Source organism: Leifsonia sp. McL0618 (genome assembly GCF_049994905.1).
GTDB lineage: Bacteria > Actinomycetota > Actinomycetes > Actinomycetales > Microbacteriaceae > Diaminobutyricibacter.
Genome location: NZ_CP188258.1, coordinates 2499270 through 2525216 on the forward strand (window position 1 = coordinate 2499270; position 25947 = coordinate 2525216).

General features: G+C 66.4%; 22 protein-coding genes. 4 read left to right on the forward strand and 18 right to left on the reverse strand.

Going from position 1 to position 25947, the window contains the following annotated elements:
* Positions 1–48 precede the first annotated feature (48 nt).
* From ACPPVQ_RS11975 to ACPPVQ_RS12025, 11 genes are all read right to left on the reverse strand, one after another.
* On the reverse strand, positions 49–1125 hold the full coding sequence (locus ACPPVQ_RS11975) for a UDP-N-acetylglucosamine--N-acetylmuramyl-(pentapeptide) pyrophosphoryl-undecaprenol N-acetylglucosamine transferase (RefSeq protein ID WP_426515325.1): 1077 nt from the start codon (positions 1123–1125) through the stop codon (positions 49–51).
* Entirely contained in the window at positions 1122–2414 is a 1293-nt protein-coding gene (gene ftsW / locus ACPPVQ_RS11980) for a putative lipid II flippase FtsW (protein ID WP_426515327.1), read from the reverse strand. The genes ACPPVQ_RS11975 and ftsW overlap by 4 nt, the downstream gene beginning before the upstream one ends.
* Before the next feature lie 153 nt (positions 2415–2567).
* A complete protein-coding gene (gene murD, locus ACPPVQ_RS11985) occupies positions 2568–4085 on the reverse strand; it encodes a UDP-N-acetylmuramoyl-L-alanine--D-glutamate ligase (protein WP_426515328.1) in 1518 nt (505 codons plus the stop codon).
* Entirely contained in the window at positions 4085–5194 is a 1110-nt protein-coding gene (gene mraY, locus ACPPVQ_RS11990; protein ID WP_426515329.1) for a phospho-N-acetylmuramoyl-pentapeptide-transferase, read from the reverse strand. The genes murD and mraY overlap by 1 nt, the downstream gene beginning before the upstream one ends.
* A complete protein-coding gene (locus ACPPVQ_RS11995; RefSeq protein ID WP_426515330.1) occupies positions 5191–6639 on the reverse strand; it encodes a UDP-N-acetylmuramoyl-tripeptide--D-alanyl-D-alanine ligase in 1449 nt (482 codons plus the stop codon). Before ACPPVQ_RS11995 ends, mraY begins: the two co-directional genes overlap by 4 nt.
* Positions 6640–8184 (reverse strand): Mur ligase family protein, encoded by a 1545-nt coding sequence (locus ACPPVQ_RS12000; RefSeq protein ID WP_426515331.1) that lies wholly within the window; start codon positions 8182–8184, stop codon positions 6640–6642.
* An 11-nt stretch (positions 8185–8195) separates the two neighbouring features.
* Positions 8196–9953: a peptidoglycan D,D-transpeptidase FtsI family protein gene (locus tag ACPPVQ_RS12005; protein ID WP_426515332.1), complete on the reverse strand. Its 1758-nt coding sequence runs from the start codon at positions 9951–9953 to the stop codon at positions 8196–8198.
* A 96-nt stretch (positions 9954–10049) separates the two neighbouring features.
* A complete protein-coding gene (locus ACPPVQ_RS12010; RefSeq protein WP_426515333.1) occupies positions 10050–10670 on the reverse strand; it encodes a hypothetical protein in 621 nt (206 codons plus the stop codon).
* Positions 10667–11635 carry a 16S rRNA (cytosine(1402)-N(4))-methyltransferase RsmH gene (rsmH, locus tag ACPPVQ_RS12015; RefSeq protein ID WP_426515334.1) on the reverse strand — a complete coding sequence of 323 codons (969 nt, stop codon included), beginning with the start codon at positions 11633–11635 and terminating at the stop codon, positions 10667–10669. Before rsmH ends, ACPPVQ_RS12010 begins: the two co-directional genes overlap by 4 nt.
* Before the next feature lie 101 nt (positions 11636–11736).
* Positions 11737–12168 (reverse strand): division/cell wall cluster transcriptional repressor MraZ, encoded by a 432-nt coding sequence (gene mraZ / locus ACPPVQ_RS12020; RefSeq protein WP_426515335.1) that lies wholly within the window; start codon positions 12166–12168, stop codon positions 11737–11739.
* A 254-nt stretch (positions 12169–12422) separates the two neighbouring features.
* Positions 12423–12812 (reverse strand): DUF3040 domain-containing protein, encoded by a 390-nt coding sequence (locus tag ACPPVQ_RS12025; RefSeq protein WP_426515336.1) that lies wholly within the window; start codon positions 12810–12812, stop codon positions 12423–12425.
* Between the two features lie 75 nt (positions 12813–12887).
* Between ACPPVQ_RS12025 and ACPPVQ_RS12030 the strand changes: the two genes are divergently transcribed.
* Positions 12888–14006 (forward strand): polyprenyl synthetase family protein, encoded by a 1119-nt coding sequence (locus ACPPVQ_RS12030; protein WP_426515337.1) that lies wholly within the window; start codon positions 12888–12890, stop codon positions 14004–14006.
* Here ACPPVQ_RS12030 and ACPPVQ_RS12035 read toward each other — a convergent pair.
* Both ACPPVQ_RS12035 and ACPPVQ_RS12040 read right to left on the reverse strand, forming a co-directional pair.
* A complete protein-coding gene (locus tag ACPPVQ_RS12035) occupies positions 13987–15540 on the reverse strand; it encodes a DUF222 domain-containing protein (protein ID WP_426515338.1) in 1554 nt (517 codons plus the stop codon). The two genes, ACPPVQ_RS12030 and ACPPVQ_RS12035, sit on opposite strands and share 20 nt — an antisense overlap.
* Before the next feature lie 111 nt (positions 15541–15651).
* Complete coding sequence (locus ACPPVQ_RS12040; RefSeq protein ID WP_426515339.1) at positions 15652–15993, reverse strand: Rv2175c family DNA-binding protein; 342 nt, start codon at positions 15991–15993, stop codon at positions 15652–15654.
* 312 nt (positions 15994–16305) lie between these two features.
* Here ACPPVQ_RS12040 and ACPPVQ_RS12045 point away from each other — a divergent pair, with 312 nt between their 5' ends.
* Both ACPPVQ_RS12045 and pknB read left to right on the forward strand, forming a co-directional pair.
* Positions 16306–17340 carry a LysM peptidoglycan-binding domain-containing protein gene (locus ACPPVQ_RS12045; protein ID WP_426521244.1) on the forward strand — a complete coding sequence of 345 codons (1035 nt, stop codon included), beginning with the start codon at positions 16306–16308 and terminating at the stop codon, positions 17338–17340.
* A 71-nt stretch (positions 17341–17411) separates the two neighbouring features.
* Positions 17412–19322 (forward strand): Stk1 family PASTA domain-containing Ser/Thr kinase, encoded by a 1911-nt coding sequence (gene pknB / locus ACPPVQ_RS12050; protein ID WP_426515340.1) that lies wholly within the window; start codon positions 17412–17414, stop codon positions 19320–19322.
* 18 nt (positions 19323–19340) lie between these two features.
* Here the strand turns inward: pknB and ACPPVQ_RS12055 are convergent, their stop codons facing one another.
* The 3 genes from ACPPVQ_RS12055 to ACPPVQ_RS12065 all read right to left on the reverse strand — a co-directional run bounded on the left by ACPPVQ_RS12055 (position 19341) and on the right by ACPPVQ_RS12065 (position 22486).
* Positions 19341–20675 carry a class II 3-deoxy-7-phosphoheptulonate synthase gene (locus ACPPVQ_RS12055; protein ID WP_426521246.1) on the reverse strand — a complete coding sequence of 445 codons (1335 nt, stop codon included), beginning with the start codon at positions 20673–20675 and terminating at the stop codon, positions 19341–19343.
* A 135-nt stretch (positions 20676–20810) separates the two neighbouring features.
* Entirely contained in the window at positions 20811–21500 is a 690-nt protein-coding gene (locus ACPPVQ_RS12060) for a lysophospholipid acyltransferase family protein (RefSeq protein ID WP_426515341.1), read from the reverse strand.
* 35 nt (positions 21501–21535) lie between these two features.
* A complete protein-coding gene (locus ACPPVQ_RS12065; RefSeq protein WP_426515342.1) occupies positions 21536–22486 on the reverse strand; it encodes an ROK family glucokinase in 951 nt (316 codons plus the stop codon).
* Positions 22487–22666: 180 nt separating this feature from the next.
* On the opposite strand from ACPPVQ_RS12065, the gene ACPPVQ_RS12070 reads away from it, so the two are divergent.
* Positions 22667–24499, forward strand: coding sequence for an AMP-dependent synthetase/ligase (locus tag ACPPVQ_RS12070; protein ID WP_426515343.1), 1833 nt, complete (start codon positions 22667–22669; stop codon positions 24497–24499).
* A 94-nt stretch (positions 24500–24593) separates the two neighbouring features.
* On the opposite strand, the gene ACPPVQ_RS12075 is transcribed toward ACPPVQ_RS12070, so the two are convergent.
* Both ACPPVQ_RS12075 and def read right to left on the reverse strand, forming a co-directional pair.
* Positions 24594–25439: an NAD-dependent epimerase/dehydratase family protein gene (locus ACPPVQ_RS12075; protein WP_426515344.1), complete on the reverse strand. Its 846-nt coding sequence runs from the start codon at positions 25437–25439 to the stop codon at positions 24594–24596.
* 9 nt (positions 25440–25448) lie between these two features.
* Positions 25449–25940, reverse strand: coding sequence for a peptide deformylase (gene def, locus ACPPVQ_RS12080; RefSeq protein ID WP_426515345.1), 492 nt, complete (start codon positions 25938–25940; stop codon positions 25449–25451).
* Positions 25941–25947: the final 7 nt, after the last annotated feature.

Below are 25947 nucleotides of genomic sequence, written 5' to 3' on the forward strand. Positions count from 1 at the left end.
TTCGCTTCGGTTCGACCGGCCGCTCTCACGGCACCCTCCAGTATGACGCTACGCGCTCGGGAGCGAAGTGTGGATGAGCGACACCATCCGGTCCGAACCGTCCCTGACTCCGACGCTCGCCGCTCGCTCCCCCATCGCCGTCACCCTGTCGCGGTCGCGCACCAGCGGAATGAGCTGCTCGTCGACCCACTCCGGCAGGAACAGGGCATCGTCGACCAGTATTCCGCCGCCGGCGCCGACGACACCGGCTGCGTTGAAGCGCTGCTCGCCGTTGCCCACCGGAAACGGAACGTAGACGGCAGGGATGCCGAGCGCGGCGAACTCGCAGACCGTGGCCGCACCCGCACGGGCGACCGCGACGTCGGCGATCGCGAGGGCCAGGTCCATGCGGTCGCAGTAGTCGAGCAGCCGGTAGTGCTCGAGGCCGGGGTCCGTCAGCTCACCGCGGCCCCCCTGGACGTGCAGCACCTGATATCCGGCAGCGATCAGCTGGGCGGCACGGTCGAAGACGGTCTGGTTGATGCGCCGGGCACCGAGCGAGCCCCCGGTCACCAGCAGGGTCGGGCGATCGGCCTCGAGCCCGAACTCGGCAGCGGCAGCGGGCCGCGAGGCTGCCCGGTCGAGCTGTTCGATCTCCACGCGAAGCGGCATCCCGACGAAGCGGGCGTGAGGCAGTCGTGTGCCTTCGAACGCGACACCGACGTAGGGCGTATAGCGCGCACCGAGGCGATTGGCGAGCCCGGGTCGTGCGTTCGCCTCGTGGAGCACCTGCGGGATCCTGGCCTTGCGGGCCGCGGAGTATGCGGGGGCGGCAGCGTACCCGCCGAAGCCGACGACGACGTCGATGTCCCGCTCGGCGAGCAGATCGACCACCCGGGACGCAGAGCGCCGGTACTCGGAAGGGAACCGGGCGGCGGCGGCATTCGGGCGGCGCGGGAACGGCAGGCGAGGGATTGTGGCCAGCTCGTATCCGCGGTCGGGAACGAGCCGCGCCTCCAGGCCCTCCGCCGTACCGAGAACGAGCACGCTCGCATCCGGTTCGTCACGGCGGAGCCGGTCGGCCACGGCGAGCAGAGGGTTCACGTGGCCGGCGGTACCACCGCCGGCCAGAAGGTAGTTCGTCATGCGTGCGACGAGATCCCGTGTGCAGCGCGTTCGTTCTCCCGACTGGTCTCACGCGCGAATGACAGGACGATACCGATAGCGATCATGGAACTGATCATCGCAGTTCCACCTGCAGAGATCAGGGGAAGCGGCACGCCGAGCACGGGTATCACCCCGAGCACGACGCCGATGTTCACGAAGGCCTGGGCGATCAGCCACACCATGATCGCCGCGGTCGTCACCTTGGCGAACGGGTCGCTGCTGGCGTGGATGATGCGCAGGAACGTGATGGCCAGGAGCACGAACAGCACGAGCACGACGACCGCGCCGATCAGGCCGAGTTCCTCCCCGATGATGGCGAAGATGAAGTCGGTGTCTGCGGCCGGCAGCCACGACCACTTGGAATGCGAGTTGCCTAGCCCGACGCCGAAGATCCCTCCCGAGGCGAGCGCATAGAACCCGTTGTTGATCTGCCATTGCACGTCGGGGTTGACCGCACTGTGGCCGCCGAAGAAGGCCATGATGCGCCCGACCCTGCTCTTGCTCGAGAACGCGACGAGAAGTGCCAGCCCCGAGACCAGAAGACTGCCGAGAGCCAGATACCTGATCTTCACCCCGGCGAAGAACAGGGCGCCGAGGACTATTCCCGACATGATCACGGTCGTGCCGAGGTCTCCGCCGATCGTGACCAGGAGGATCGCCCCGCCCGCGACGGGAACGACAGGGATGACCAGGTGCTTCCAGTTGCCGAGGAGGTCGCGTTTGCGCGCGAGCACCACTCCGAGCCAGACGACGAGGGCGACCTTGATCGCTTCCGAAGGCTGTCCGGTGAACCCGCCGACACGCAGCCAGTTGCGGTTGCCACCGATCTCGACGCCGAGCGGGGTGACCAGCACCAGCACCTGGAGGAAGCACGCGAGACCGAGGAACACCCAGACGGTCTTCTTCCAGAACGCACTCGGCAGCCGGGATACCAGCATCATCAGCGGCAGCCCGACCAGCGCGTAGATACCCTGCGACCAGAAGCGCGAAAAGAAGTTGTCGGTGTCGGTGTGCGACTCGACCGATGACGACGACAGCACCATAACAAGACCGAATACGACCATGAACAGCGTGATGCCGAGCAGCATGAAATAGTTCGCGGACTCGGCCTGGAACACCCGCCCCAGCGAGATGCGGGCGGATGAACCTGCCCTCTGCTCCTGGGCCTGGTCCGGTACCGGCTCCGCCGTTGGTGCGGTGGTCCTGGGGATGGGTCGACCGACGCCACCCACCCGAGGCGCGCGCACGATGCGGGGTGGGTTCGTCATCCGGTCACCTGCTTTCTGGTGTGCGCGAGCAGCCGCCGCGGCCGTCTCCCAACGGGAAGACTAAAGGCAGCAGTGGCGCATCCCGCGGAGACCCGGCGGCTAGTTGCGAATTCCAAGGGACGCCAGCGCGCGAACGATCGCGGACGCCGGAGGTCAGTCGTCCTGTTCGTCGCCAAGGAGGGAGTTGACCGCCTGCTGGAAGTGACGGCCACGCTCGGCATAGTCGGTGAACTGGTCCATGGAGGCGGCGGCCGGCGCAAGCAGCACCGTGTCGCCCGGCTGGGCTGCCTCGGCGGCGAACCGTACCGCGTCACGCATCACGTCTGCCGGCGCCTCCGCGTCGACCTCGAAGACCGGCAGGTCTGGAGCGTGCCGCTGCAGCGCATCCCGAAGCTGCGCACGGTCGACACCGATGAGCACAGCCGCTCGCAGGTGGTCAACGTGGCCCTTGACCAGTTCCTCGACCTCGACGCCTTTGAGCAGTCCCCCGGCGACCCACACCACCGACCGGAACGCACGGAGCGAGGCGTCGGCCGCATGGGGGTTCGTCGCCTTCGAGTCGTCGACCCAGCTCACACCGCCCTCGATCCGGATGAGTTCGATGCGATGGGCATCGAGCCGGAATGCGGTGAGCACTTCGCGGATGACCCCCGCCTCGACGCCGTACGAGCGCGCCAGGGCGCTGGCGGCGAGCACATTCGCGACCACGTGCGGCGCCGCGAGACCCGCCTCGCGCAGATCGTCGAGCGTAGTGAGTTCGATCGCGCTCGTGAAACGGTCCTCGAGGAACGCACGATCGCAGAGGATGCCGTCGACGATTCCGAAACCGCTCGGGCCGGGCACGTCGAGGCCGAAGCTGATCGCACGCGCACCCTCGATCACCTCGGCATCCTGCACCATCAGCTCAGTCGCCGAATCCGCGCGGTTGTAGATGCAGGCGACCTGGGTGTTGTCGTACACCTTCGCCTTGGCAGCGCGGTAGGCGTCGAAAGATCCGTGCCAGTCGAGATGGTCGTCGGCGATGTTGAGGCACACGCTGGAGAACGGAGAGAGCTCGCCGCCCGGATTGCGGTTGATCCAGTGCAGCTGGTAGCTGGAGAGCTCGACGACGAGCACATCGAACCCCTGGGGGTCGCGGATGGCGTCGAGCACCGGGACGCCGATGTTCCCGCACGGCGCAGCACGGTATCCCCCCGCAACGAGCATGGTGGCGGTGAGCTGCACCGTGGTCGTCTTGCCATTGGTCCCGGTGACGGTGATCCAGTCGGCCGGTTCGCCCACCTTGTCCCGCAGGCGCCAGGCCAGCTCGACGTCGCCCCACAGCGGGATGGCGCGCAGTTCCGCCCAGCGCAGCAGCGGGTGATCGTAGTGAAAGCCGGGCGAGACGACGATCAGCTCTGGGTCGAAGTCGAGCAGGCGCTGGGGCGGGTTGGCAAGGTCGGGGTCTTCGACCAGTTCCGCGCCGATCACGCTGAGGAGCATTGCGCGCTCCTCGTCGGCCTTCGCCGCGACCACGAGTACGGTCGCGCCCAGCTCGGTCAGCGTGTCAGCGACCGAGAAGCCGGTGACCCCGATACCGAAGACGGCGACCCGGAGGCCAGACCAGTCCGAACGCCAGCTCGTGAGGCCAGCGAGGCGGTCGGCAGGGTTCGGCGACGGTTCTTCGTTCATCAGCGCGCAAGCCACTCGAGATAGAACGAACCGACGCCTGCGGCGACGAGAAGTCCACCGATGATCCAAAACCGCACGACCACGGTGATCTCCGCCCATCCCTTCAGTTCGAAATGATGATGGATCGGACTCATCCGGAAGATGCGTTTACCGTGCGTCAGCTTGAAGTAGAGGCGCTGCACGATCACCGACCCGGCCTCGATCACGAAGATGCCGCCGATCAGGAGCAGCAGGAGTTCGGTATGACTGAGGATGGCAAGGGCAGCCACCGCTCCCCCGAGGGCGAGGGAGCCCGTGTCGCCCAGGAAGATCTGCGCGGGGGACGTGTTCCACCACAGGAAGCCGACGATGGCGCCGACGATCGCCGTTGCGATGATCGCCAGGTCGAAGGGGTCGCGCACGTCGTAGCACTTGTAGACGTTCGCGGGGTCGATCTTGCTCGTGAAGCAGGACTGTATCGACTGCCAGAACCCGATGATGATGTAGGAGCCGAGCGCGAGGATCGAAGCCCCGGCAGCCAGGCCGTCGAGCCCGTCCGTGACGTTCACGCCGTTCGATGTGGCGGTCACGATGAAGTTGATCCAGAGCAGGTACAGGCCGTAGGCGAGGATCACGCCGATCACGCCGAACCGGGTGAGCGACATGAAATCGAGCGGGATGTCGCGAATCAGCGACACGCTCGTCGATGCGGGCGTCACCCCGTTCTGCGGAAAATTGATCGCGAGGATCGCGAAGACCGTGGCGACGACGACCTGACCGGCCACTTTCGCCCAGCCACCCAGTCCCAGGCTGCGCTGGTTGCGGGTCTTCAGGAAGTCGTCGATGAAGCCCACGACGCCCAGGCCGACCATCATGAACAGCACCAGAAGAGCCGAGACGGAGGTCGGATCCCCGGTGATCAGCAGCGCAGTGAAATACCCGAACAGCGTGGCGAGGATGATGATGATGCCGCCCATGGTGGCGGTTCCGCGCTTGGCGTGGTGGCTCTTGGGGCCGTCGTCGCGGATGAACTGCCCCCACTGCAGACGCCGGAACAGGCGAATGAAGAGCGGGGTGAGGAAGAGCGTGAAAGCCATCGACAGGGCACCGGACGTCAGGAGAGCTCTCACGAGAACAATTCTCCCAGTCGATCGCCCAGAAACCGGAGGCCGGCGGAGTTCGAGGACTTCACCAGCACGGTGTCGCCCGGTTTCAGGGCGGATGCGAGGTGGTCGAACGCCTCGTCCGGCGTGTCGAAGTAGAGGGACTCGCCATCCCACGATCCCTCGTTGATCGTCGAGATGTGCATGCGCCGGGCCGCAGGACCCACGACGACGAGCTGGCCGATGTTCAGGCGCACGGCCAGCAGGCCGATGCGGTCGTGTTCCTCGCCGGAGAACTCCCCGAGCTCGCTCATCTCGCCCAGGACGGCGACGGTGCGCTCGCCGGGGCCGGCGATCTGGGCGAGGGTCTTCAGCGCGGCGGCCATGGAGTCGGGGCTGGCGTTGTACGCGTCGTTGATCACCGTGACGCCACGCGAGCCGCCCATCACCTCCATACGCCAGCGCTCAGCCCGCTGCACGGATTCGAGCGCCGAGACGACGTCGTCGATTCCGACGCCGAGGACGTAGGCGGAGGCGGCCGCGGCCAGGGCGTTCATGACGTGGTGCTCGCCGAGCACACGGAAGCTGACGGAGCGCTCGACGGTCTCTTTCGGGACCGGGCTCGCCGCCCCGACGGGCTGCGCAGGAAGGACGAGCGTGAACGACGTGCCCCGTGCCGTCGAGACCACATCCGTCGCACGCACATCGGCGCGCGGGTCCAGTCCGAACCACAGCACGCGGGCGGCGGTCTTGTCCGCCATCGATGCGACCCGCGGGTCGTCCAGGTTGAGTACGGCGACGTCGGTCGCCAGCAGGTCGGTCACCATCTCGGTCTTCGCCCGCAGTGTCGCCTCGATTCCGCCGAACTCACCGGCGTGGGCGAGTCCGACCTTGAGCACGACCCCGATGTCCGGACGCGCCATGCGCACCAGGCGAGTGATCTCACCGATGCCGCTCGCGCCCATCTCCGCGACCAGGAATTCGGTCTCCTCGGTGACCTCGAGCATGGTGATCGGGGCACCGACCTCGTTGTTGAATGACGCGCGCGGCGCGATCGTCGGCCCGACGCGCTCGAGAATCGCCCTGAGCAGGTTCTTCGTCGTGGTCTTGCCATTGGATCCGGTGATGCCGATGATCTTCAGCAGGCCGTTCGCGCGCACCCGTGCGATGACCTCGGTCGCCAGCGCACCGAGCGCGGACACCGTGTCCCCGACGACGAGCTGCGGCACCGGAAGGTCGAGTTCGTGGTCGACGACGATCAGGGCCGCACCGTTCTCGACAGCCTGGGGCGCGAAAAGGTGTCCGTCTGTGAACTCGCCGGGCTTTGCGAAGAAGATGGAACCCGCAGTGACGTCACGGGAATCGGTGTGCGAAAGACCGGACACCGTCGTCGCGGGTGTTCCGCCGGCCGCCCCGAATACGAGGCTCCCGCCGGTCGCTTCAGCGATCTCCCTCAAGGTGAGCTCGATCATCTAGAGCCACCCCGCCTCGCGGAGGGCGAGCCTGGCGTCCTCACGCGCGGAATACGGGATCCTCTCCCCCGCAACCTCCTGGTAGTCCTCATGCCCGGGGCCCGCGTAGAGCACGACATCACCCTCACCGGCAAGGGACAACGCTTTGCGGAACGCGGCCCGCGGGTCGGGAACCTCGTACAGTTCGAGGTCGGGCACCGCATGCCGGGCACCGTCGAGGAGTGCGGCGCGGATGGTCGCAGGATCTTCGAAACGCGGGTGGAAGTCGGTGATGACCACGGCATCCGACCCCCGCGCAGCGATAGCGCCCATGTCGGCACGCTTCGTCGTGTCGCGGTCGCCGTCAGCGCCGAACACCATGATGATCCGTCCGTCGGTGACCTTGCGAAGGGCGCCGAGCGTCGAGAGGAAAGCGTCGGGACTGTGCCCGTAGTCGATGAACACGACCGGACCGGAGTCGCCCGAGATGCGCTCTGCACGGCCGGGTATGAACGCATCGATCCCGCCATCGCGGTCGAGCGCCTGCGCGATGGCACCGAGGTCGTAGCCCGATTCGACGAGCATGACGATCGCGAGGGCCGCGTTCGCCGCCATGTACCAGCCGAGGAGCGGAACCCGGGTCTGCAGGTGACGCCCGTCAGGACCCTCGAGCATGAACTCCGTATGGTCGACACTCTCGTCGACCACGGTCATCGTCCATTCCGCGTCTCCTCCCGCCGAGCTCGAAAGAGTGGTGACCGGGATGCGCGACCGCTCGACGAGGGTGCGCCCCCAGTCGGAGTCGACTGTGACGACCCCGCGACGGGCGCGATCGGGCTGGAACAGTTCGAGTTTCGCCGCAAAATAGTCGTCCATCGCAGCGTAGTCGTCGAGGTGGTCGTGGCTCAGGTTCGTGAACCCGACCACGTCGAACTCGATGCCGTCGACGCGGTGACGGGTGAGCGCCTGTGCGGAGACTTCGATGGCGACGGCGCGCACCGCTTCTTCTCGCATCCGGGCCAGCAGAGCGTGGAGTTCGCTCGCTTCGGGAGTGGTCAGCTTGCTCGAGATCGCGGTCGAGCCGATACGGCGTTCTGCCGTGGAACTCAGTCCGGACACGACTCCGAGCTGGCCGAGGATGGCGTTCAGCAGGTACACGACACTCGTCTTGCCGTTCGTACCAGTGACACCGAACAGCGTCGCCGCATTCTCGTCGGTGCGGTAGATCCAGGCCGCAACGGCACCCAGCGCGGCGCGCGCATCCTGGGTGACGATGATCGGCAGACCGGAGTCGGCAGCGATGTCCGCGCCCGCCTCGTCCGTGAGGACGGCAACGGCCCCGGCTTCGGCCGCGGCGGCGGCGAACCGTGCGCCGTGCGCGTTGCGGCCCGGCACACCGACGTAGAGGTCGCCGGGTTCGACGGCGGCCGAGCTGAGAGCCACGCCTGTGACCTCGACGGCGTCGAGATCACCGCGGCACTCGAGCCCGAATTCCGCCACAAGTTGTGCGAGCGGTCGGGCGACGGGATGCTCCGGGCGCAATGTTGAGGGCGCCGATCCTGTCACGGGGCTCACTTTCAGTAGTACGGGTCGTAGTTCGCGGGGGCTGTCGTCGACGGCTTGACCCGGAACGTCTTCAGCACCTGGCTCATGATCGTTTTGAACAGTGGCGCCGCTGCTGCCGACGAAGTAATCGTAGTCGGGTACCCGATGTTGACCGAAACGACGTATTGCGGATCGTCGACCGGAGCGACGCCCATAACAGACACGTAGTAGCTCGGCAAGTAGCCGCCTTTTCCGTCCGGCTGCTGGGCAGTACCGGTCTTCGCAGCCACGCGGTAGCCGGGGATGTTGAGCTGCCTGGAGAGTTCGCCCTGCTGCACGACCGACTCCATCATGCCGAGCGTCTGCTGGGAGGCCGACGTCGAGATCACCTGCGTGGCCTTGGGCTTCGGCACGTCGGTCATGGTGCCATCCGCCTGCTTGCATCCGTCGATGAGAGTGAGAGGGATGCGCTTGCCGCCGTTCGCAAGGGCCTGGTAGGCGCCCACCATCTGGATCTGGGTCGCGGACACGCCCTGGCCGAACATCGTCGCGTATTTCGTCTGGTCGTCCCAGGAGCTGACCGGGTTCAGGATGCCGGACGACTCACCGGGGAAGTCGATGCCGGTGTCCTGGCCGATCCCGAATGCCTTCAGGTAGTTGTAGCGAACGGTGTCGTCCATCTTGCTGCCCAGGATCGACATGCCCGTGTTCGACGAATTCATGAGCACGCCGGTCAGGGTGAGGCGTTCGGTGTCATGGAACCCGGAGTCGTGCAGGTCGGCTCCGTGACCGGAGACGAAGTGGTAGGGCGCGAGCACCTGCGTCTCGGGCGTCGCCTTGCCGTTGTCGATGAGGGCGGATGCGGTCAGCGCCTTGAAGGTCGAGCCCGGCTCATACGGGTTGGCGAAGGGCAGCGCGCCCCAATAGGTCGAGGGGGTGCCGTCGACGTTGTTCGGATCGACCGACGGCCATTGGGCCACCGCGCGGAGTTTGCCCGTCTTGGCCTCCGCGACAGTGACGAAACCGAACTTCGCACCGAGCGCCGGCACGACCTCGGCGAGCTGCTGCTCGGCGAACCACTGCAGGTCGCTGTTGATGGTGGTGACCAGCTGGCCCCCGTCCTTGGCCTGCTTCTCGACGACCGTGCTGCCGGGGATCGCCACGCCGTCGGCACCCAGCTGCGACGTCTCCTGGCCGTTCGTTCCGGCGAGGCACGCGTTCTCGCTCAGTTCGAGCCCGGCCTGGGCCTGGCCCTCCCCGCTCACGAAACCGATGAGGTTGCCTGCGACTGCGCCGTTCGGGTAGGTGCGTGACGGGGTCTTCGTGAAGCTCAGCCACGGGATGTTCAGCTTGTCGAGCTGGTCGAACATGGTGACATCCATGCCCGACTTCACGAGCGCGTACTTGGACTCCGGGTTGGATTTGAGCGCGTTCTGGATGAGCGCGAGGATCGCCGGACCGCCCTTTCCGGTGATGCGGCCGATGTCGTTCACATTCTTCGTCAGCGATGCCTGCCCATCCGACTTCGCCGCCTCGTTCGCGTCGAACGGCGAGAGCGCCGCTGTGTACCGCCAGACGCTGCCTGCGAGCGTGTTGCCCGCTTCATCGACGATGCTCCCGCGGATGCCGTAAAGGGGCTGCGAATACGACTTGGCGTTCACCGACTCCCGCTGCAGCTGGTCGGCGCGAACCACCTGGATGTCGACCAGTTTGCCGCCGAGAACGCAGACACTGACGACGATCGCAGCGACCGTCACGGTTGTTCGGCGCCGCATCGACTTGCGGGTCATCACTGTGCTGGTCGTCCTTCCGTTCGCGCGTCACACCTGAGCATCGCGGCAGTTCCTGATCGCTTCAGCGCTTGATCGCGTCAGTGCTTGATTGCGTCAGTGCGTCACCGGCGTCGGCAGCGCTCCGTTCAACGGTAGGGTCGGCGGCGCCGCGTGCGCGGCAGGCACGCTCGCGGTCGACGGATTCACAGTCTTCGGAGCCTTCGCGGGAGCCGCATGCTGATTCACCAGCGGAACGCCCTGAAGCAGCGCGTTCGGTACCAGGTTGCCCTGCCCGCCGGTGACCGTTCCGGCTCCGGCCGAGGCGGCTTCGGGCGCACCGAGGATCGCACCGTCGGAAAGCCGGAGGTACGCGGGGCTGCTGTTGCTCACCATCCCGAGGGCGTTGGCGCTTGCGGCGAGGTACTGCGGCGAGGCGAGGCGATCGAGATCTTCTGAGGCGGCCTGGTAGTCGCGCTGCAACTGCTTCTGGCTGTCCTGAAGAGTGTTGAGCTGGTACGCCCCCTGAGAGATCGTGATGCTCAGCAGGAGCTGGGCGATCACGATGGCGAGGAGCGTGGCCACGGCGACGATCGCATAGACGGTCCGTGGGCGTGCACGGCGCTGGCCGCGAGTCGAGACCACCTCGAGGTGGCTCGTGTGCTCCTCATCGTGCGTGAGGGGTGCCGTGCGTCCCACCCACAGTGCCCGGCGGTCCTCTGCCACATTCGTGCTCATGAGCCCCTCCTCACGCGTTCGGCCGCCCGCAGGCGGACTGAAGTCGCCCGCGGGTTGGCCGCCTTCTCGTCGTCATCCGCGAGCTCGGCGCCGCGGATCAGCAGTTTCAGTTCAGGCCGGTGCTCCGGCAGTTCGACAGGAAGACCAGCGGGAGCACTCGAGGTCGACTTCGCCTGGAGAACCCTCTTGACGATGCGGTCTTCGAGGGACTGGTAGGCCTCGACCACGATTCGCCCCCCGACGGCAAGCGCATCGATGGCACGCGGTATCGCCCGTTCGAGCACGGCCAGCTCCTGATTCACTTCGATGCGCAGCGCCTGGAAGACGCGCTTCGCAGGGTGTCCCTGCCGCTGTACGGCGACGGGCGTGGCCTGCGTGATCACGTCGACGAGCTGGGCGGACCGGACGAACGGACGCTCCTGACGCGCCTCGACGATGCGGTGCGCGTAGCGTTGGGCCAGGCGTTCCTCGCCGTAGTCCCGGAAGATCCGGCGCAAATCGGCCTCGCTGTAGGTGGCGAGGATGGTCTCTGCGGTGAGCTCGCTGGTCGAGTCCATGCGCATGTCGAGCGGGGCATCCTTCGAGTAGGAGAAACCCCGGTCGACTCGGTCCAGCTGGAGCGATGAGACGCCGAGGTCGAAGAGCACACCGTCGATCTCGTCGAATCCGAGTTCGTGAACCGCGTCGGCGATCCCGTCGTAGACCGTGTGCACCAGGTGGACCCGGTCGCCGAAGCGGGACAGCCGCTCCCCCGCGATCGAGAGCGCCTCCGGGTCGCGATCGAGGCCGACGAGGACGAGCTCGGGGAAGCGTTCGAGGAAAGCCTCCGAGTGGCCGCCCATGCCGAGTGTGGCATCGACGAACACCGCGCCGGGCGCCTGGAGTGCGGGCGCGAGAAGCTCCACACAGCGCTCGAGGAGGACCGGCGTGTGCAGGCGGTCCGCGGGAATGTTGTCGTCAGTCATGGCATCCGGTGCTGCTCCTGGTTCCTGATCCCCATCCATTCCGACCTGGCACCGGGGAAGTGTGTCAGGGCGGCGAATGGCTGGGAGTCGGGCGCCAGGGGCTAGAAGAGTCCCGGGATCACCTCCTCCGTGGTGTTCGCGAACGATGCTTCCTGTTCGGCGAGGTAGGTCTCCCACGCCTCGGCGTCCCAGATCTCTGCGCGGCTGCCTGCGCCGATCACGACGAGATCGCGGTCCAGGCCGGCGTAGGTGCGGAGCGATTGGGGCACCGTGACGCGGTTCTGCTTGTCGGGCGTCTCCGCGCTGGCTCCGGACAGGAAGACGCGGAGGTAGTCACGGGCCTGCTTGCTGGTGACGGGCGCCTGGCGGATCTTCTCGTGCAGCGATTCGAATTCGCGCTGGCTGAAGACGTAGACGCAGTGCTCCTGGCCGCGGGTCATGACGATGCCGGAGGCGAGCTCATCCCGGAATTTGGCCGGCAGGATGATGCGCCCTTTGTCGTCGAGCTTAGGAGAGTACGTGCCAAGGAACATCGGCTTCTCCCCCCACTCTTCCGGCCAAGGTTGCGGTGTGCCTCCACTTTACTCCACTCCCATCCACGATTCAATGAATTATGCTCGCTTAGCCCCACATTGGGGGCATTTGACCGCGGAAAATCAAGGATATTCGCGGTGGAGGAAAATGGAGTGGCCGGGAGCTGGAAAGGGGTGCCCGGACGCAAAAAAAGGGCCGATCCGAAGATCGACCCTTGTTCCGTTCCGCCGGTGGAGGCGGGTGGAGGAGTGCCCTAGTTGTGGCCGTCCTGTCGCTTGTCCCACCGGTCGTTGAGCTTGTCCATGAAACCTGGCTGCGCTGAGCCGGAGCCGCCGTTGCGGTTCGCCGGGCGATCCGCAACGTCTTCTGGCGCGACTGTGCTGCGTCGCGGCGGCGCGATGGCGAGGAGTACGCCGACGAACATCAGAACGAACCCGATCACTCCGACGATCGGCACCTGGATGAAGACACCGGTGATGAGCACGCCGACGCCGACGACCGCGAGAAGGATACCGAGAACGATCGACCGGTATGCCGGTCGACCTCTTCGGGCTCCTACCGTGGCAACGAAGTCAGCATCGTTGTGATAGAGGCTGCGCTCCATCTCTTCGAGGAGGCGCTGCTCGTGTTCTGAAAGCGGCATCCAGATCCCCCTCTGCTCGGGTTCGACGCATTGTGAAGCTGATTCTAACCCCGCGACGGTGGCTAGGCTAGGCGTGTGGGAGAAAGCATACGATTCGTCGACCTGGTGCAGTCCAGAATCGATGATTTCCTCGACACCCGCTCGTCTATTCTCGTCTCCATAGGACCCGAACTCTCCCCGATCCAAGCGTTCTCTCGGGACTTTCTCAGCGGCGGCAAGCGGTTTCGTGCCCTGTTCTGCTACTGGGGATGGCAGAGCGCCCGCTCAGCCGGTGCTGACCCCGATTCGGCGATCGTCGAATCGACCGGAGCGCTAGCGCCCGTCGTCTCGGCGGCGAGTGCGCTGGAACTCTTCCATGCCGCGGCGCTCGTCCACGACGACATCATCGACAATTCGGACACCCGCCGGGGTTCGCCGGCCGCGCACCGTCGCTTTGAGACTCTCCACCGGGACGAAGGCTGGACGGGGAGTCCAGCCGATTTCGGTTCGGGTGCCGCCCTCCTGCTCGGCGACCTGCTTCTGAGCTGGAGCGACGAACTCTTCGACGAGGGCCTGCAGGAGCTTCCCAGCGCCGCCGGTCGACGTGCAGCGCGTGCAGAGTTCAACCGGATGCGCATCGAGGTCACTGCGGGGCAGTACCTGGACATCCTCGAAGAGCGGGCGTGGAACACCCAGGACGAAGCCGAGCACCTGTCGCGTGCTGAACGGGTCATCGTCTTCAAATCGGCCAAGTACAGTGTCGAGGCCCCACTTGTCATCGGCGCCCAGCTTGCGGGAGCGACCGTCGGACAGATCGACTCGTTGCGAAGTTTCGGGCTGCCCCTCGGGATCGCGTACCAGTTGCGCGATGACCTGCTCGGGGTTTTCGGGGATGCCTCGGTCACCGGGAAGCCGAGCGGCGACGACCTGCGCGAGGGCAAGCGCACCGTACTCATCGCGCTCGCGCGCAGGGCCCTCTCGAACGGGCAGCGTCGCCTGCTCGACGAGTTGCTCGGGGACCCGGATCTGACACCCCAGCAGGTCGACATGCTGCAGCGAACCATTCGGGAGAGCGGTGCCGTCGACGCGATCGAGACCATGATCGCCGAGAATGTCGAGCGTGCCATCGCTGCCGTCGATGCAGCGCCGCTGGCCACCCAGGCTCGTACCCAGCTGCGCGAACTCGCAACCACGGTCACCCGACGCGACTACTGAACGTCGGCCGGACGGTGCCGGCCCGCCCCGGTGGTGTGGATGCTCTTCCTCGCAGTGACGAGGGCGCCCCACCCGGCGATGACGTCGCTCTGACCTGAGGAGCGGTATTCGGCTCGCGCGCTCGCGACGCTCGCGGGTGTCGTGGAGGCATGGGTATCGGCTGGCTCTCACTATCCATAGAGCTCGGCCGGATCAGAGTGAACTCCCCCGGTGCCGCCTCCTTAACCACCCTCCACCCGTTGTTGTGGAGCAGCAGGTGGTGGTGACGGCAGAGCAGAACCCCGTCAGCGAGGTCGGTGCGGCCGCCTGCTGCCCACGGATCGATGTGGTGCGCTTCGGTCCAGGATGGCGGCCTGTCACAGCCGGGCCAGCGGCATCCGCCATCGCGTGCCGCCAGCGCGACTCGCTGTGCACCGGTGAACAGTCGACGAGTGCGCCCGACGTCAAGAATTTCGCTCTCACCACCGAACACGATCGGGAGAACGCCTGCGTTGCACGCGATGCGCCGTGCCGTCGCGGCGCTGACGGGCACGGTGGACGTCTCAAGGAACGCGATGCCGCTGCCGGCTCCCAGCTGATCGGCCGCTTCGAGCTCACTGCGAAGGTCTGCATAGGCGACGGAGACCCGTACGGCGGGACGGGACATACCGAACACACGGCCGGTATCCGTTTCTCCTGCGATGCGGACCATCTCGACGACGGAGTCGAGTGCGAGCTGTTCCACGGAGCGTATGTCCGTCTCGGCGGCGCCAGCCCGGAGCCCGTCTGTACTCGGGCCGTCGGACGGGTGGGCGAACCGTGGCCCTCCCCTGCGCGGTGCCGTAACGGCATCCACAGCGGAGACGATGATCGCAGCCGATTCCGGGTCGAGGAGCCCGGTCAGCCGGCGCATGCCGTCGATCTCCGGACCGATCCGGAGGAATCGTCTCGCCCGGAGGCGGTGTTCTCGTTCGGCGATCCCCGCCCGGTCGAGCATGTCTCGCGCAGCACCGGCCATGCGGGTTACCGCATCGGCATGGGAAGTCCGCGACTCCCGTGCCAGAGCACCGACCACGAGGCCGAATTCTGAAGGTTCTGCTTCACCGGCGACGGGGCCGAGCGCCCGGAGGACGCCGTCGGCCGCATCCAGCGCGATATCGCCACCCAGCACCCCGTTGAGGACAGGACTGAATCCCTTGCCTGCGTTCCCGCCATCCGCCGCATCCGCAATCGCAGACCCCACCCGGACCAGCGCTGCCGCCTCCCGGTAGCTCGAGCGGCACAGCTCCCTGACGAGTGATTCGGCATTACGATACCCCTGGCGCGCGGCCAGCCCGGAGTGCCCTGAACTGTGCCCCGATCGCGACGCGATCTCGCCCGCGAGTCGGGCGGCGGCAGCGTCTGCGAGCCGATTCAGCCGGGCCACCTCGACGAGACGCCGCTGAACTTCTGCATCGGACAACGCACGAACGTCGCCCGCCACGATGGCCAGCGCGCCCGAAAGGAGGCTTGCCGCACTCTCGCACGCATCAGTATTGCGCTCGTCACCGGTCATGTGTCGAGTCAACCAGCGGCGATGTCGCTGATGATCGAAGGGCTTTACATCGGTGGACAACACGTGGCCGGCTGCGATTGTGGAGGAGTTACGACTCCACCGCAGACGGCGTCACGCCAGCGCCTGGGCCACCCGTCGCACTTCAGCCTTGCGCCCGGCCCGCAGCGCGTCGATCGGAGCGACCCCGAGGGTGTCGTCGTACTCGAGGAGCCAGTCCACAGCCTCGTCGTCGGCGAATCCGTCGTCGCCGAGGACGATCAATGTCCCCCTCAATTCGGTCAACGGCTCGCCGTCCTTGAGGAAGTCGGCCGGAACCTTGAGTACGCCGTCCACGCGCACGGCAGCAAGGTGCCTGTCTTCGATGAGCCGGCGAACGCGGCTGACGGACAGCCCGAGGCGTTCGACGAGATCGGGGATGGTCAGCCACTCTCGGGCGGCGGATTGCTCGGTCACCCTTCTAGAGTGCCACGCGCAGCGCCGTCTGACGAACGCTGGCAATTGTTACGATTGTGTTAACTCAAATCACATTGGTCACGCTAATTGACTCCTTATACATTGTGTGCCAGCGTTGAAGACCGACGAGGCAAACGGACGGGGGTCACCATGTCGCTTCTTCACGCCGCGTCCGATCACGCAGAACGATCAGAAAACACCGAGCACGCGTGCCACCCAGGTGGTCCGCGCCATATCGCCGGGCGCCCGGCTCGACGCTCAGCCCGCGCCCTGCTGGCCACTGTGCCGATCGCGATCGTGAGCTCCCTGGCGATGACGCTGAACCTGATCACGCCCGCCCAGGCGGCCGTCCCCGAGAAACGCGACTCCGACCGGCCCCGGACGAAAGCGCCGGATGCATCGGGAACCGTGACATCGCAGCTCACGTCCGCGAACACCACCTCCGAGCCGCAATTCGATGCTGCGGCCGTGCCCTCCAGCTACACCGTGGTCTCCGGAGACACCGTCAGCGGAATCGCCGGGCGCTTCGGACTGTCGACAGCGGGTGTGCTCGCACTCAACGGGCTGAGCTGGAAGAGTCTCATCTTTCCCGGGCAGGTGCTCGCGCTGGGCGGCTCATCGTCGCCGGCGCCGAAGCGCAGCGCGCCGGTCGCACACGTTCCGGTCACGCACGCTCCAACCGTCGCTCGCCACATCGTCGTATCAGGCGACACGATCAGCGGCATCGCGCAGGCGCACGGCGTCTCGACACAGGCCGTCTTGTCGGCGAACGGTCTCGACCGTTCCAGCCTCATCTTTCCCGGCCAGTCGATCACGATCCCGCTCGGCAGCGCAGTCGCGTCCGGCCAGGCAGCCCCGGTCCCGCGCCCCGCGGCCCCCGCGCCCCGCCCGCCGGCGAACCATCCGGCAGCCCCGACGCCCGCCCCACAGAAGATCATCGCGATGACCGACGAGATGCGCGCGAACGCCGCCATCATCGTCTCGGTCGGCAGGCGCGACGGCGTCGACGACCACGGACTCGTGATCGCCCTCGCTGCGGCCATGCAGGAATCGGGTCTCCGCAACGTCACCTACGGCGATCGGGATTCGCTCGGCATCTTCCAGCAACGCCCCAGCACGGGCTGGGGAACGCCGGCGCAGGTCATGGATCCACACCGTGCGGCTCTCGCGTTCTTCGGCGGCCGCAACAACCCCAACCCGGGCCGCACGCACGGGCTCCTCGACATCCACGGCTGGCATTCGATGACGGTCACGCAGGCCGCCCAGGCCGTGCAGCTGTCGGCCTATCCGAATGCCTACGCCAAATGGGAGGCGTCGGCGCGCACATGGGTGGCCCAGCTGCGCTGAAGCGCCCTTCTCCCCCGCCGTTCACGGTGTTTTGTCCGGTTCGTGAGCATCCCCTTCCCTAGACTCAGAGGGTGACCACGAGCCAGACCGATCCGATGATCGGCCGTCTTATCGACGGCCGTTATCAGGTGCGCTCGAGGATCGCCCGCGGTGGCATGGCGACGGTGTATCTGGCCACCGACCTGCGCCTCGAACGCCGGGTCGCCATCAAGGTGATGCACGGTCATCTCGCCGACGACAACACGTTCAAGAGCCGCTTCGTGCAGGAGGCGCGTTCGGCCGCCCGCCTCGCGCATCCGAACGTCGTCAACGTGTTCGATCAGGGCCAGGACTCGGACATGGCGTACCTGGTGATGGAGTACCTTCCCGGGATCACCCTGCGTGACCTGCTGAAGGACTACGGCAAGCTCACCCCCGAGCAGACGATCGACATCATGGAGGCGGTACTCAGCGGCCTTGCCGCAGCGCACAAGGCGGGCATCGTGCACCGCGACCTGAAGCCGGAGAACGTGCTCCTCGCCGACGACGGCCGCATCAAGATCGGCGACTTCGGTCTCGCGCGTGCCGCGTCGCAGAACACTGCGACCGGCCAGGCGCTTCTCGGCACCATCGCCTACCTCTCCCCCGAACTCGTCACCCGCGGCGTCGCCGACGCCCGCAGCGACATCTACGCACTCGGCATCATGATGTACGAGATGCTGACCGGGGAACAGCCCTTTCAGGGCGAGCAGCCGATGCAGATCGCCTACCAGCACGCCAACGACACGGTGCCGACCCCGAGCAGCAAGAACCCGGCCGTACCCCCAGAGCTCGACGAGATCGTGCTCTGGGCTACCGCCAAAGATCCCGACCACCGTCCCAAGGACGCCAGGGAGATGCTCGATCGCGTGATCGAAGCCGAGAAGTCGATCCGAGGCGAGACGGCCCCGTTCCAGGCGACAATGGTGATGCCGCCGGCGCTGGCCGCGGGCCTCGGAGACGCTGACACGCAGATCATCAACCCGGCCATCCGCCAGCAGGTCGCGGCTTCAGCACCCGACAACGTCACGCGCCTGACCCAGATGGCAGAGAGGCGCCGGGCACGCGGCTGGTGGCTGTTCATCCTCGTGCTTCTTCTCGCGGCCATCGCAGGCGGTACCGGCTGGTATTTCGGGTCGGGCCCGGGTTCGATGGTCGTCATCCCCAACGTCTCGTCGAAGGCTCCGGAAGTTGCGGCCACCACCTTGAAAGACCTCGGCTTCGAGACCAAACAGGGCACCGCATACAGCACGACGATCGCGAAAGGACTGGTCGCGAGCACGAATCCGGCCGCGGGCACCCACGCCAATCGCGGCAGTACGGTGACCATCAACGTGTCACAGGGCCCCCAGCCTATCCAGGTGCCGAAGCTGGCCGGCCTGACGCAGGATGCGGCCATCGAGCAGATCACCGGCCTGAAGGCCGTCGTCGGTACGGTGGACAAGCAGTTCAACGCGGACGTCCCGAGTGGCACCGTGATCTCGGCGTCGACCGCTGACGGCAAAGACATCTCGAATGGCGGTCCGTACTTCCAGGGCATGAAGGTCAACCTGGTGGTCTCTGTCGGCGCGATCCCCGACGTCAAGGGGGCATCCGTCGGCGACGCGACGGCCAAGCTGCAGGCTGTCGAACTGAAGACGACCCCGGGCCCGCAGTCCTACAGCGACACCATTCCGAAGGATGCCGTCATTTCGGCGATCCCGCAGAAGAGCGGTCCGGTGCGCCCGGGCGATACGCTCGCCCTCGAGGTGTCGCGTGGCCCCGCACCCGTGCCTGTGCCCGACGTCGTCGGCAAGACCTGGGATGTCGCCAAGAAGGCGCTGCAGGACGCCGGGTTCAAACTCAACTACAACGCGCTCGCCGACGTTGCACCGTCAGCGTTCGTCGTTTCGAAGATCAATCCTGCCGCGGGCACCGAGGCTCCCAAGGGCTCCCCGGTGACCGTGAACTTCGCCGGCTTCTAGAGCGCTGGCGTCGCACCGTCAGCTGTGACGCCCGCTGAGCTCTTCGGAGACGAGGAACGCGAGTTCGAGCGACTGCATGTGGTTCAGGCGCGGGTCGCAGAGGGACTCGTAGCGTGTGGCGAGAGTGGCCTCGTCGATCTGCTCGGAGCCGCCCAGGCACTCGGTGACGTCATCCCCGGTCAGTTCGACGTGGATGCCGCCCGGGTGCGTTCCGGCCGCCCGGTGCGCCTCGAAGAAGCCTTTGACCTCATCGACCACGTCGTCGAAGCGCCGGGTCTTGTACCCGTTCGGCGTCGTCAGTCCGTTGCCGTGCATCGGGTCGGTGACCCAGAGCGGGTTGGCCTCGGTCGCCTTGATCGCTTCGAGAAGCGGTGGGAGGGCATCCCGCACCTTGCCTGCGCCCATGCGGGTGATGAAGGTCAGCCGCCCCGGCTCGCGTTCCGGGTCGAGTTTGTCGATCAGCCTCAGCATGTCGTCCGGGCTCGTGGTCGGGCCGAGCTTGACGCCGAGCGGGTTGCGCACACGGGAGAGGAAGTCGACGTGCGCACCGTCGAGGTCGCGTGTGCGCTCGCCGATCCAGATGAAGTGGGCCGACGTGTTGTACGGGGTACCGGTGCGTGAGTCGATGCGTGTCATCGGGCGTTCGTAATCCATCAGCAGGCCCTCGTGGCTGGAGTAGAACTCCACACGCTTGAGCTCGTCGAAGTCGGCGCCTGCCGCTTCCATGAATTTGATGGCGCGGTCGATCTCGCCTGCGAGACCTTCGTATCGCTGGTTGGCCGGGTTGGCCGCGAAGCCGCGGTTCCAGCTGTGCACCTGCCGCAGGTCGGCGAAACCACCCTGCGTGAACGCGCGGATGAGGTTCAGGGTGGATGCGGCGGTGTGGTACCCCTTCACCAGCCGGCTCGGGTCGGCGACCCTCGACTCCGGCGTGAAGTCGTATCCGTTTACGATGTCGCCGCGGTACGCGGGGAGCGTCACTCCGCCGCGTGTCTCGGTGTCGCTCGACCGCGGCTTGGCGAACTGCCCCGCCATGCGGCCCATCTTGATGATCGGCATCGATGCGCCGTACGTGAGCACGACTGCCATCTGCAGCACCGTCTTCACGCGGTTGCGGATCTGGTCGGCCGTAGCACCGGCGAAGGTCTCGGCGCAGTCACCCCCCTGCAGCAGGAACGCCTTGCCCTGCGCCGCGCGACCCAGCCGCTCGCGCAGCTGGTCGACTTCACCGGCGAATACCAGCGGAGGGAGAGTCGCGATCTCGGCGGATGCCGCACGAACCGCCTCGAGGTCGGGCCAGTGCGGCTGCTGCCTGATTTCGAGGTTGCGCCAATAGTCCAGCCCGGCAATCACAGACTCGTCAGCCAATACGACGGGTTCGGTGGTGTCTAGCACTGGACTTCCGCTTCGTGATCGTGGGCGCGGCTGCGGCCGTTCGCCTCAGGGTGGCAGGAAGGCGCCGCAATGATCGGCGCCCTGACCCCGAGCCTATCGCGAAAGGGCCCCCCTCTTTTCTTTCACGCTGGTCGCATAGACGTCGACGTATTCCTGCTTGCTGAGCGCGTGCAGCTCGTACATGATCTCGTCGGTGACCGAGCGCAGGATGAACCGGTCGCCCTCCATACCTTCGAACCGCGAGAAGTCGAGAGGTTCGCCGATGATGAGCCCGATCCGGCCCATTTTCGGGATCCGCTGACCGATCGGCATGATCTTCTCGGTGTCGATCATGGCCACCGGGACGACCGGGACCTGGCCCTCCAGGATCATGCGGGCGACGCCCGTGCGGCCGCGATACAGCTTGCCGTCGGGACTGCGCGTGCCCTCGGGGTAGATGCCCAGCATCTTGTCCTGAGCGAGAACCGCAAGACCGGAATTCAGGGAGTCCTCCGACGCCTTGCCGCCGGACCGGTCGATCGGCAGCTGGCCGGTCGCGAGCATGAAGGTGCGCGTCATCCAGCCTTTGAAGCCCTTGCGTGTGAAGTATTCGCTCTTCGCGAGGAACGACACGCGCCGGTCGACGATCAGCGGAAGGAAGACCGAGTCGATGAAGGAGAGGTGGTTGCTTGCGAGGATCACGCCGCCCGACTTCGGCACATTCTCGAGCCCGACCACCCACGGACGGAAGATGCCCTTCAGCAGCGGACCGGCGATCAGGTGCTTCATGATCCAGTAGAACATGGGCGCGTCATTCTCCTCAGCGAGTGGAACTCAGCCTAACGCTGCGCGGCGTGCAGGCGCGCGAGGTCAGCGGCTCCGACGACACCGGCGTCGTTCACCAGCTCGGCGATGCGGAACTCGGGCTCTGGGTGATACCCACGGGCCGGAAGGTTCTCGAGATACGCGAGACGGATCGGCTCGAGCAGCAGGTCACCGGCCTGCGCCACACCGCCACCGAAAACGAACATCTGCGGGTCGAGCACCGCCCCGAGGCTGGCGCTGGCCTGGCCGAGCCAGTCGCCGAGAACCCGCAGCGCTGCGATCGCACCGGGGTCGCCTGCGAGGATCAGCTTGCTGATGTCTTTGCCCTTGAGGGCGCCCTTGCGGCTGCGCACGTCGGCGAGCGCCTGGCCGATCCCGCCGGCGTCGGCGAGCTCACCCGCGAAACGTTCGAGAGCCCGACCGGAACCGTACTGTTCGATGCATCCATGGGCACCGCATCCACACGGCAGGCCGCCCGGGACCACCCGCATGTGGCCGACCTCGGCGCCCGCCCCGAAGCCACCCCGGAAGAGGCGGTCGTTGCTGACGATCGCGCCGCCGACACCCGTTCCGATAGTGAGGATGACCATGTCGCTGACGAGGCGGCCGGCGCCGTAACGGAACTCCGCCCATCCGGCCGCGTTCGCGTCGTTCTCGATGATGATCGGGAGGTCGAGTCGCGACTCGAGCTTCTCGCGGAACTGTTCGTGGCGCCAGTTGATGTTCGGTGCGTAGTACACGATCGACTGCGACGCGTCGATGAACCCCGCGGCCGCGACACCGGCGGCGACGATCTCTTCCGGCCCGTCGGAGAGCCGTTCGATCATCTCGACGACGGCGTTCTCGATCTCCTGCGGCTGCGCCGCGATGGTCGGCTGGCGGTCCTCCCGGACGATCGCGCCGAACTCGTCGACGACCGCTCCTGCGATCTTGGTTCCGCCGATGTCGATACCGATCGCATGCACAGACGGGGCGCCTTTCTGGAGGGGAGACAGGGTGACTCGGAAGTGGGGTGTCCGCGCTCAAATGGTCGCGAGCCGCACCATCTAGAGTGTAGTTAACCAATTTGCCGATGGCCATTTGGTGCGAAACCCACAATTGCACTGGTCGCGCCGTGGCCCCCACCGGTACCAAAGGAGTTACCTGTGCAACAGTTCGATGTACCTGCCGTCGTCCCGGCCGACCCCGAGGCGAACGCCACCGACCTGCTGATCGACCGTGTCGCCGCAACCCCGGACGCACCACTGTTCGCCCTTCCGAAAGACGGCGGCTGGCAGGATGTGACCTCCGCAGAGTTCCTCCGCCAGGTCATCGCGCTCGCGAAGGGTCTCGTCGCCTCCGGCATCGAGCCGGGGGACAAGATCGGGCTGATGTGCAAGACCCGCTACGAGTGGACGCTGATCGACTTCGCCACCTGGTTCGCCGGTGCCGTGCTGGTGCCGGTCTACGAGACGTCATCGCCGACCCAGGTGCACTGGAACCTGAGCGACGCCGGCGCGATCTCCGTGATCCTTGAAACGGCCGACCACTTCACGAAGTTCGACGAAGTGCACCCGGAGCTACCCCTCATCCGCAACGTCTGGCAGATCGACCTCGGCGACCTGGACAAGCTGGTCGACGCCGGCGTCGACGTGCCCGACGCCGAAATCGAACGCCGCCGCAACCTCGCACGCGGCGAAGACATCGCAACGCTGATCTACACGTCCGGTTCCACCGGAAGACCGAAGGGATGCGTGCTCACCCACTCGAACTTCGTCGAACTCTCGCGCAACTCGGCCGTCGCCCTGCGCGATGTGCTCAAGGCGCCGGGTGGAGCATCCACCCTCCTGTTCATCACCACAGCGCACGTGTTCGCGCGGTTCATCGCTGTGCTCAGCGTGCACGCCGGAGTCAAAGTCGGGCACCAGCCCGACACGCGCCTCCTGCTGCCCTCTCTCGCGTCGTTCAAGCCCACCTTCCTCCTCGCCGTTCCGCGCGTGTTCGAGAAGGTGTACAACTCGGCCGAGCAGAAGGCCGAAGCCGGCGGGCGTGGCAGGATCTTCCGCCAGGCCGCCGAGGTGGCGGTCGAGCACTCGAAGGCCGTCGAGGCCGGAGGCAAGATCCCGCTCGGCCTGCGGCTGCGATTCGCCCTGTTCGACCGGCTCGTCTACAGCAAGCTCCGCGATGCCATGGGCGGCCGGGTGAAGTATGCGGTCTCCGGGTCTGCGCCGCTCGGCGCCCACCTCGGGCACTTCTTCCACAGCCTGGGAATCAAGATCCTCGAGGGCTACGGTCTGACGGAGACCACTGCCCCGGCGACCGTGAACCTCGCCACCAAGTTCAAGATCGGCACTGTCGGGCCGGCACTGCCCGGTGTCTCGGTCCGGCTTGCGGACGACGGCGAGATCCAGGTCAAGGGCATCGACGTGTTCAAGGAGTACTGGAAGAACCCCGAAGCGACCGCCGCGGCGTTCGACGACGGCTGGTTCAAGACCGGCGACCTGGGCAGTTTCGATGCAGACGGCTTTCTCACGATCACCGGCCGCAAGAAAGAGATCATCGTCACCGCCGGTGGCAAGAACGTCTCGCCCGCTGCGCTCGAGGACCCGATCCGTGCCAACCCGCTCGTCAGCCAGGTGATCGTCGTCGGCGACCAGAAACCGTTCATCGCGGCCCTGGTCACGCTCGACGCCGAGATGCTCCCGGTCTGGCTCGCGAACAACGGCGAGGACAAAGAGCTGACGCTCCGCGAGGCCTCGGTCAACCCGGCCGTGCTCGCCGAGATCCAGCGGGCGGTCGACGTGGCCAACGCCACGGTGTCGCGCGCCGAGTCCATCCGCAAGTTCGTCGTGCTCTCAACGGAGCTCAGCGAGTCCAGCGGTCACCTGACGCCCAAGCTCAGCATCAAGCGCCACGTCATCCTCGAAGACTTCGCCGATGTCGTCGACGGAATCTACAACAGCGCCCCCGCCACCCAGGGAACCTCGCTCGCCCACTAAGCGCGACCCTTGGCGAACACAGGAAAAGCACCTCATTCTTGCGAATGGAGGTGCTTTTTCCTGTGCCCGACGGCCGGGATGGGTTGGGGCGCGCTCAGACCGCGTCGCGCCAGGAGTGCGCGGGCGCATAGCCGAGGACGCGCCGTGCCTTCTCGATCGACAGGAGCGTGTCGTTCAGGCCGAGGTCGCCCTTCACAGGGACTCCGGGGAAGACCTCGGCGACGAGGTCGACATTGGGCCGACTCATCACCGTGTCGGCGGCGGCGATGATGAAGCGGTGGAAGCCGGTCGTATCCCAGTCCAGTGCACGGCTCACGGCCTGTGCGCCGTCGCGCCCGTCGATGTACCCCCACAGGTTCCACTTGCGCAGCAGCGGGTCAGCGTCGAACGACGGGAACTCCGCGTAGTCCGACTCGTCCATCACGTTGGAGAACCGGAGCGCGACGATCTTCAGTTCGGGATCCCAGCGCACCAGCTCGATAGCCATCTGCTCCTCGAGGTGTTTGACCAGCGAGTACGTGCTCTCGGGCCGTGCCGGGTAGTCCTCGTCGACGGGGATGTAGGGCGGCGGCACGTCGAACGGCAGGCCGAGGACGGTCTCGCTCGACGCGTAGACGATGTTGCGGATGCCCGCACGCCTGGCCGCCTGGAACACGTTGTATGTGACGCGGACGTTGTTGTGGAACGTCGCCGCATCACCGAGGATGCCCGGCGCCGGTATGGCTGCGAGGTGGACGATGGCATCGAAGCCGTCGGATTTGTCGTCGATGCCGAGGATGGCGTCGAGGGTCTGCCCGAAATCGGTCAGGTCGACTTTGAGGAAGCCGGGGCCCCGCTCCCCCGCCGTATCGAGGTTGATGACGTGGTTACCCGCTTCCGCGAGCGTGCGCACGACCGTGCGCCCCAACTTTCCTGATCCTCCGGTGACAGCAATGCGCATGAACCCAGCCTAGAACCAGTTGCTCTCCCTGACCTGCTTCATCGCTTCGCGACGGCTCTCCTTGTCGAGCCTGTCGAGGTACAGCTTGCCGTCGAGGTGGTCGGTCTCGTGCTGGAGCGCCTGCGCCATCACTCCGGTGCCGGACAGCTCGATCGTGTTGCCTTCGAGGTCGGTCCCCGTCACCCGGGCAAACGGATACCGCATCGTCGGAAACCACAGTCCGGGCACGGACAGGCAGCCTTCGTCGACGAGTTCGGGCTCACCGGAGAGTTCGACGATCTCAGGGTTGATGATGTAACCGACATCGCCGTCGACGTTGTAGCTGAACGCCCGCAGGTTCACCCCGATCTGCGGAGCAGCCACTCCGGCCCGTCCCGGCGGAATCACACTGTCGATCAGGTCTTCGACGAGTCCGCGCACGCCGGAATCGACGGTGCGGACCGGGTCTGACACCGTCTTCAGCACGGGGTCTCCGAACAGGCGGATCTGGCGTTCGGTCACGAATCTT

Bases quoted from the DNA above. Each gene is read 5' to 3' on its own strand.
- ACPPVQ_RS12075 (WP_426515344.1), bottom strand. From the start codon at position 25,439: ATGCGCATTGCTGTCACCGGAGGATCAGGAAAGTTGGGGCGCACGGTC.
- ftsW (WP_426515327.1), bottom strand. From the start codon at position 2,414: ATGACGAACCCACCCCGCATCGTGCGCGCGCCTCGGGTGGGTGGCGTC.
- ACPPVQ_RS12010 (WP_426515333.1), bottom strand. From the start codon at position 10,670: ATGAGCACGAATGTGGCAGAGGACCGCCGGGCACTGTGGGTGGGACGC.
- ACPPVQ_RS12025 (WP_426515336.1), bottom strand. From the start codon at position 12,812: ATGCCGCTTTCAGAACACGAGCAGCGCCTCCTCGAAGAGATGGAGCGC.
- murD (WP_426515328.1), bottom strand. From the start codon at position 4,085: ATGAACGAAGAACCGTCGCCGAACCCTGCCGACCGCCTCGCTGGCCTC.
- ACPPVQ_RS12035 (WP_426515338.1), bottom strand. From the start codon at position 15,540: ATGACCGGTGACGAGCGCAATACTGATGCGTGCGAGAGTGCGGCAAGC.
- ACPPVQ_RS12005 (WP_426515332.1), bottom strand. From the start codon at position 9,953: ATGACCCGCAAGTCGATGCGGCGCCGAACAACCGTGACGGTCGCTGCG.
- ACPPVQ_RS11975 (WP_426515325.1), bottom strand. From the start codon at position 1,125: ATGACGAACTACCTTCTGGCCGGCGGTGGTACCGCCGGCCACGTGAAC.
- ACPPVQ_RS12060 (WP_426515341.1), bottom strand. From the start codon at position 21,500: ATGTTCTACTGGATCATGAAGCACCTGATCGCCGGTCCGCTGCTGAAG.
- rsmH (WP_426515334.1), bottom strand. From the start codon at position 11,635: ATGACTGACGACAACATTCCCGCGGACCGCCTGCACACGCCGGTCCTC.
- mraZ (WP_426515335.1), bottom strand. From the start codon at position 12,168: ATGTTCCTTGGCACGTACTCTCCTAAGCTCGACGACAAAGGGCGCATC.
- ACPPVQ_RS11995 (WP_426515330.1), bottom strand. From the start codon at position 6,639: ATGATCGAGCTCACCTTGAGGGAGATCGCTGAAGCGACCGGCGGGAGC.
- ACPPVQ_RS12045 (WP_426521244.1), top strand. From the start codon at position 16,306: ATGACGCTGAACCTGATCACGCCCGCCCAGGCGGCCGTCCCCGAGAAA.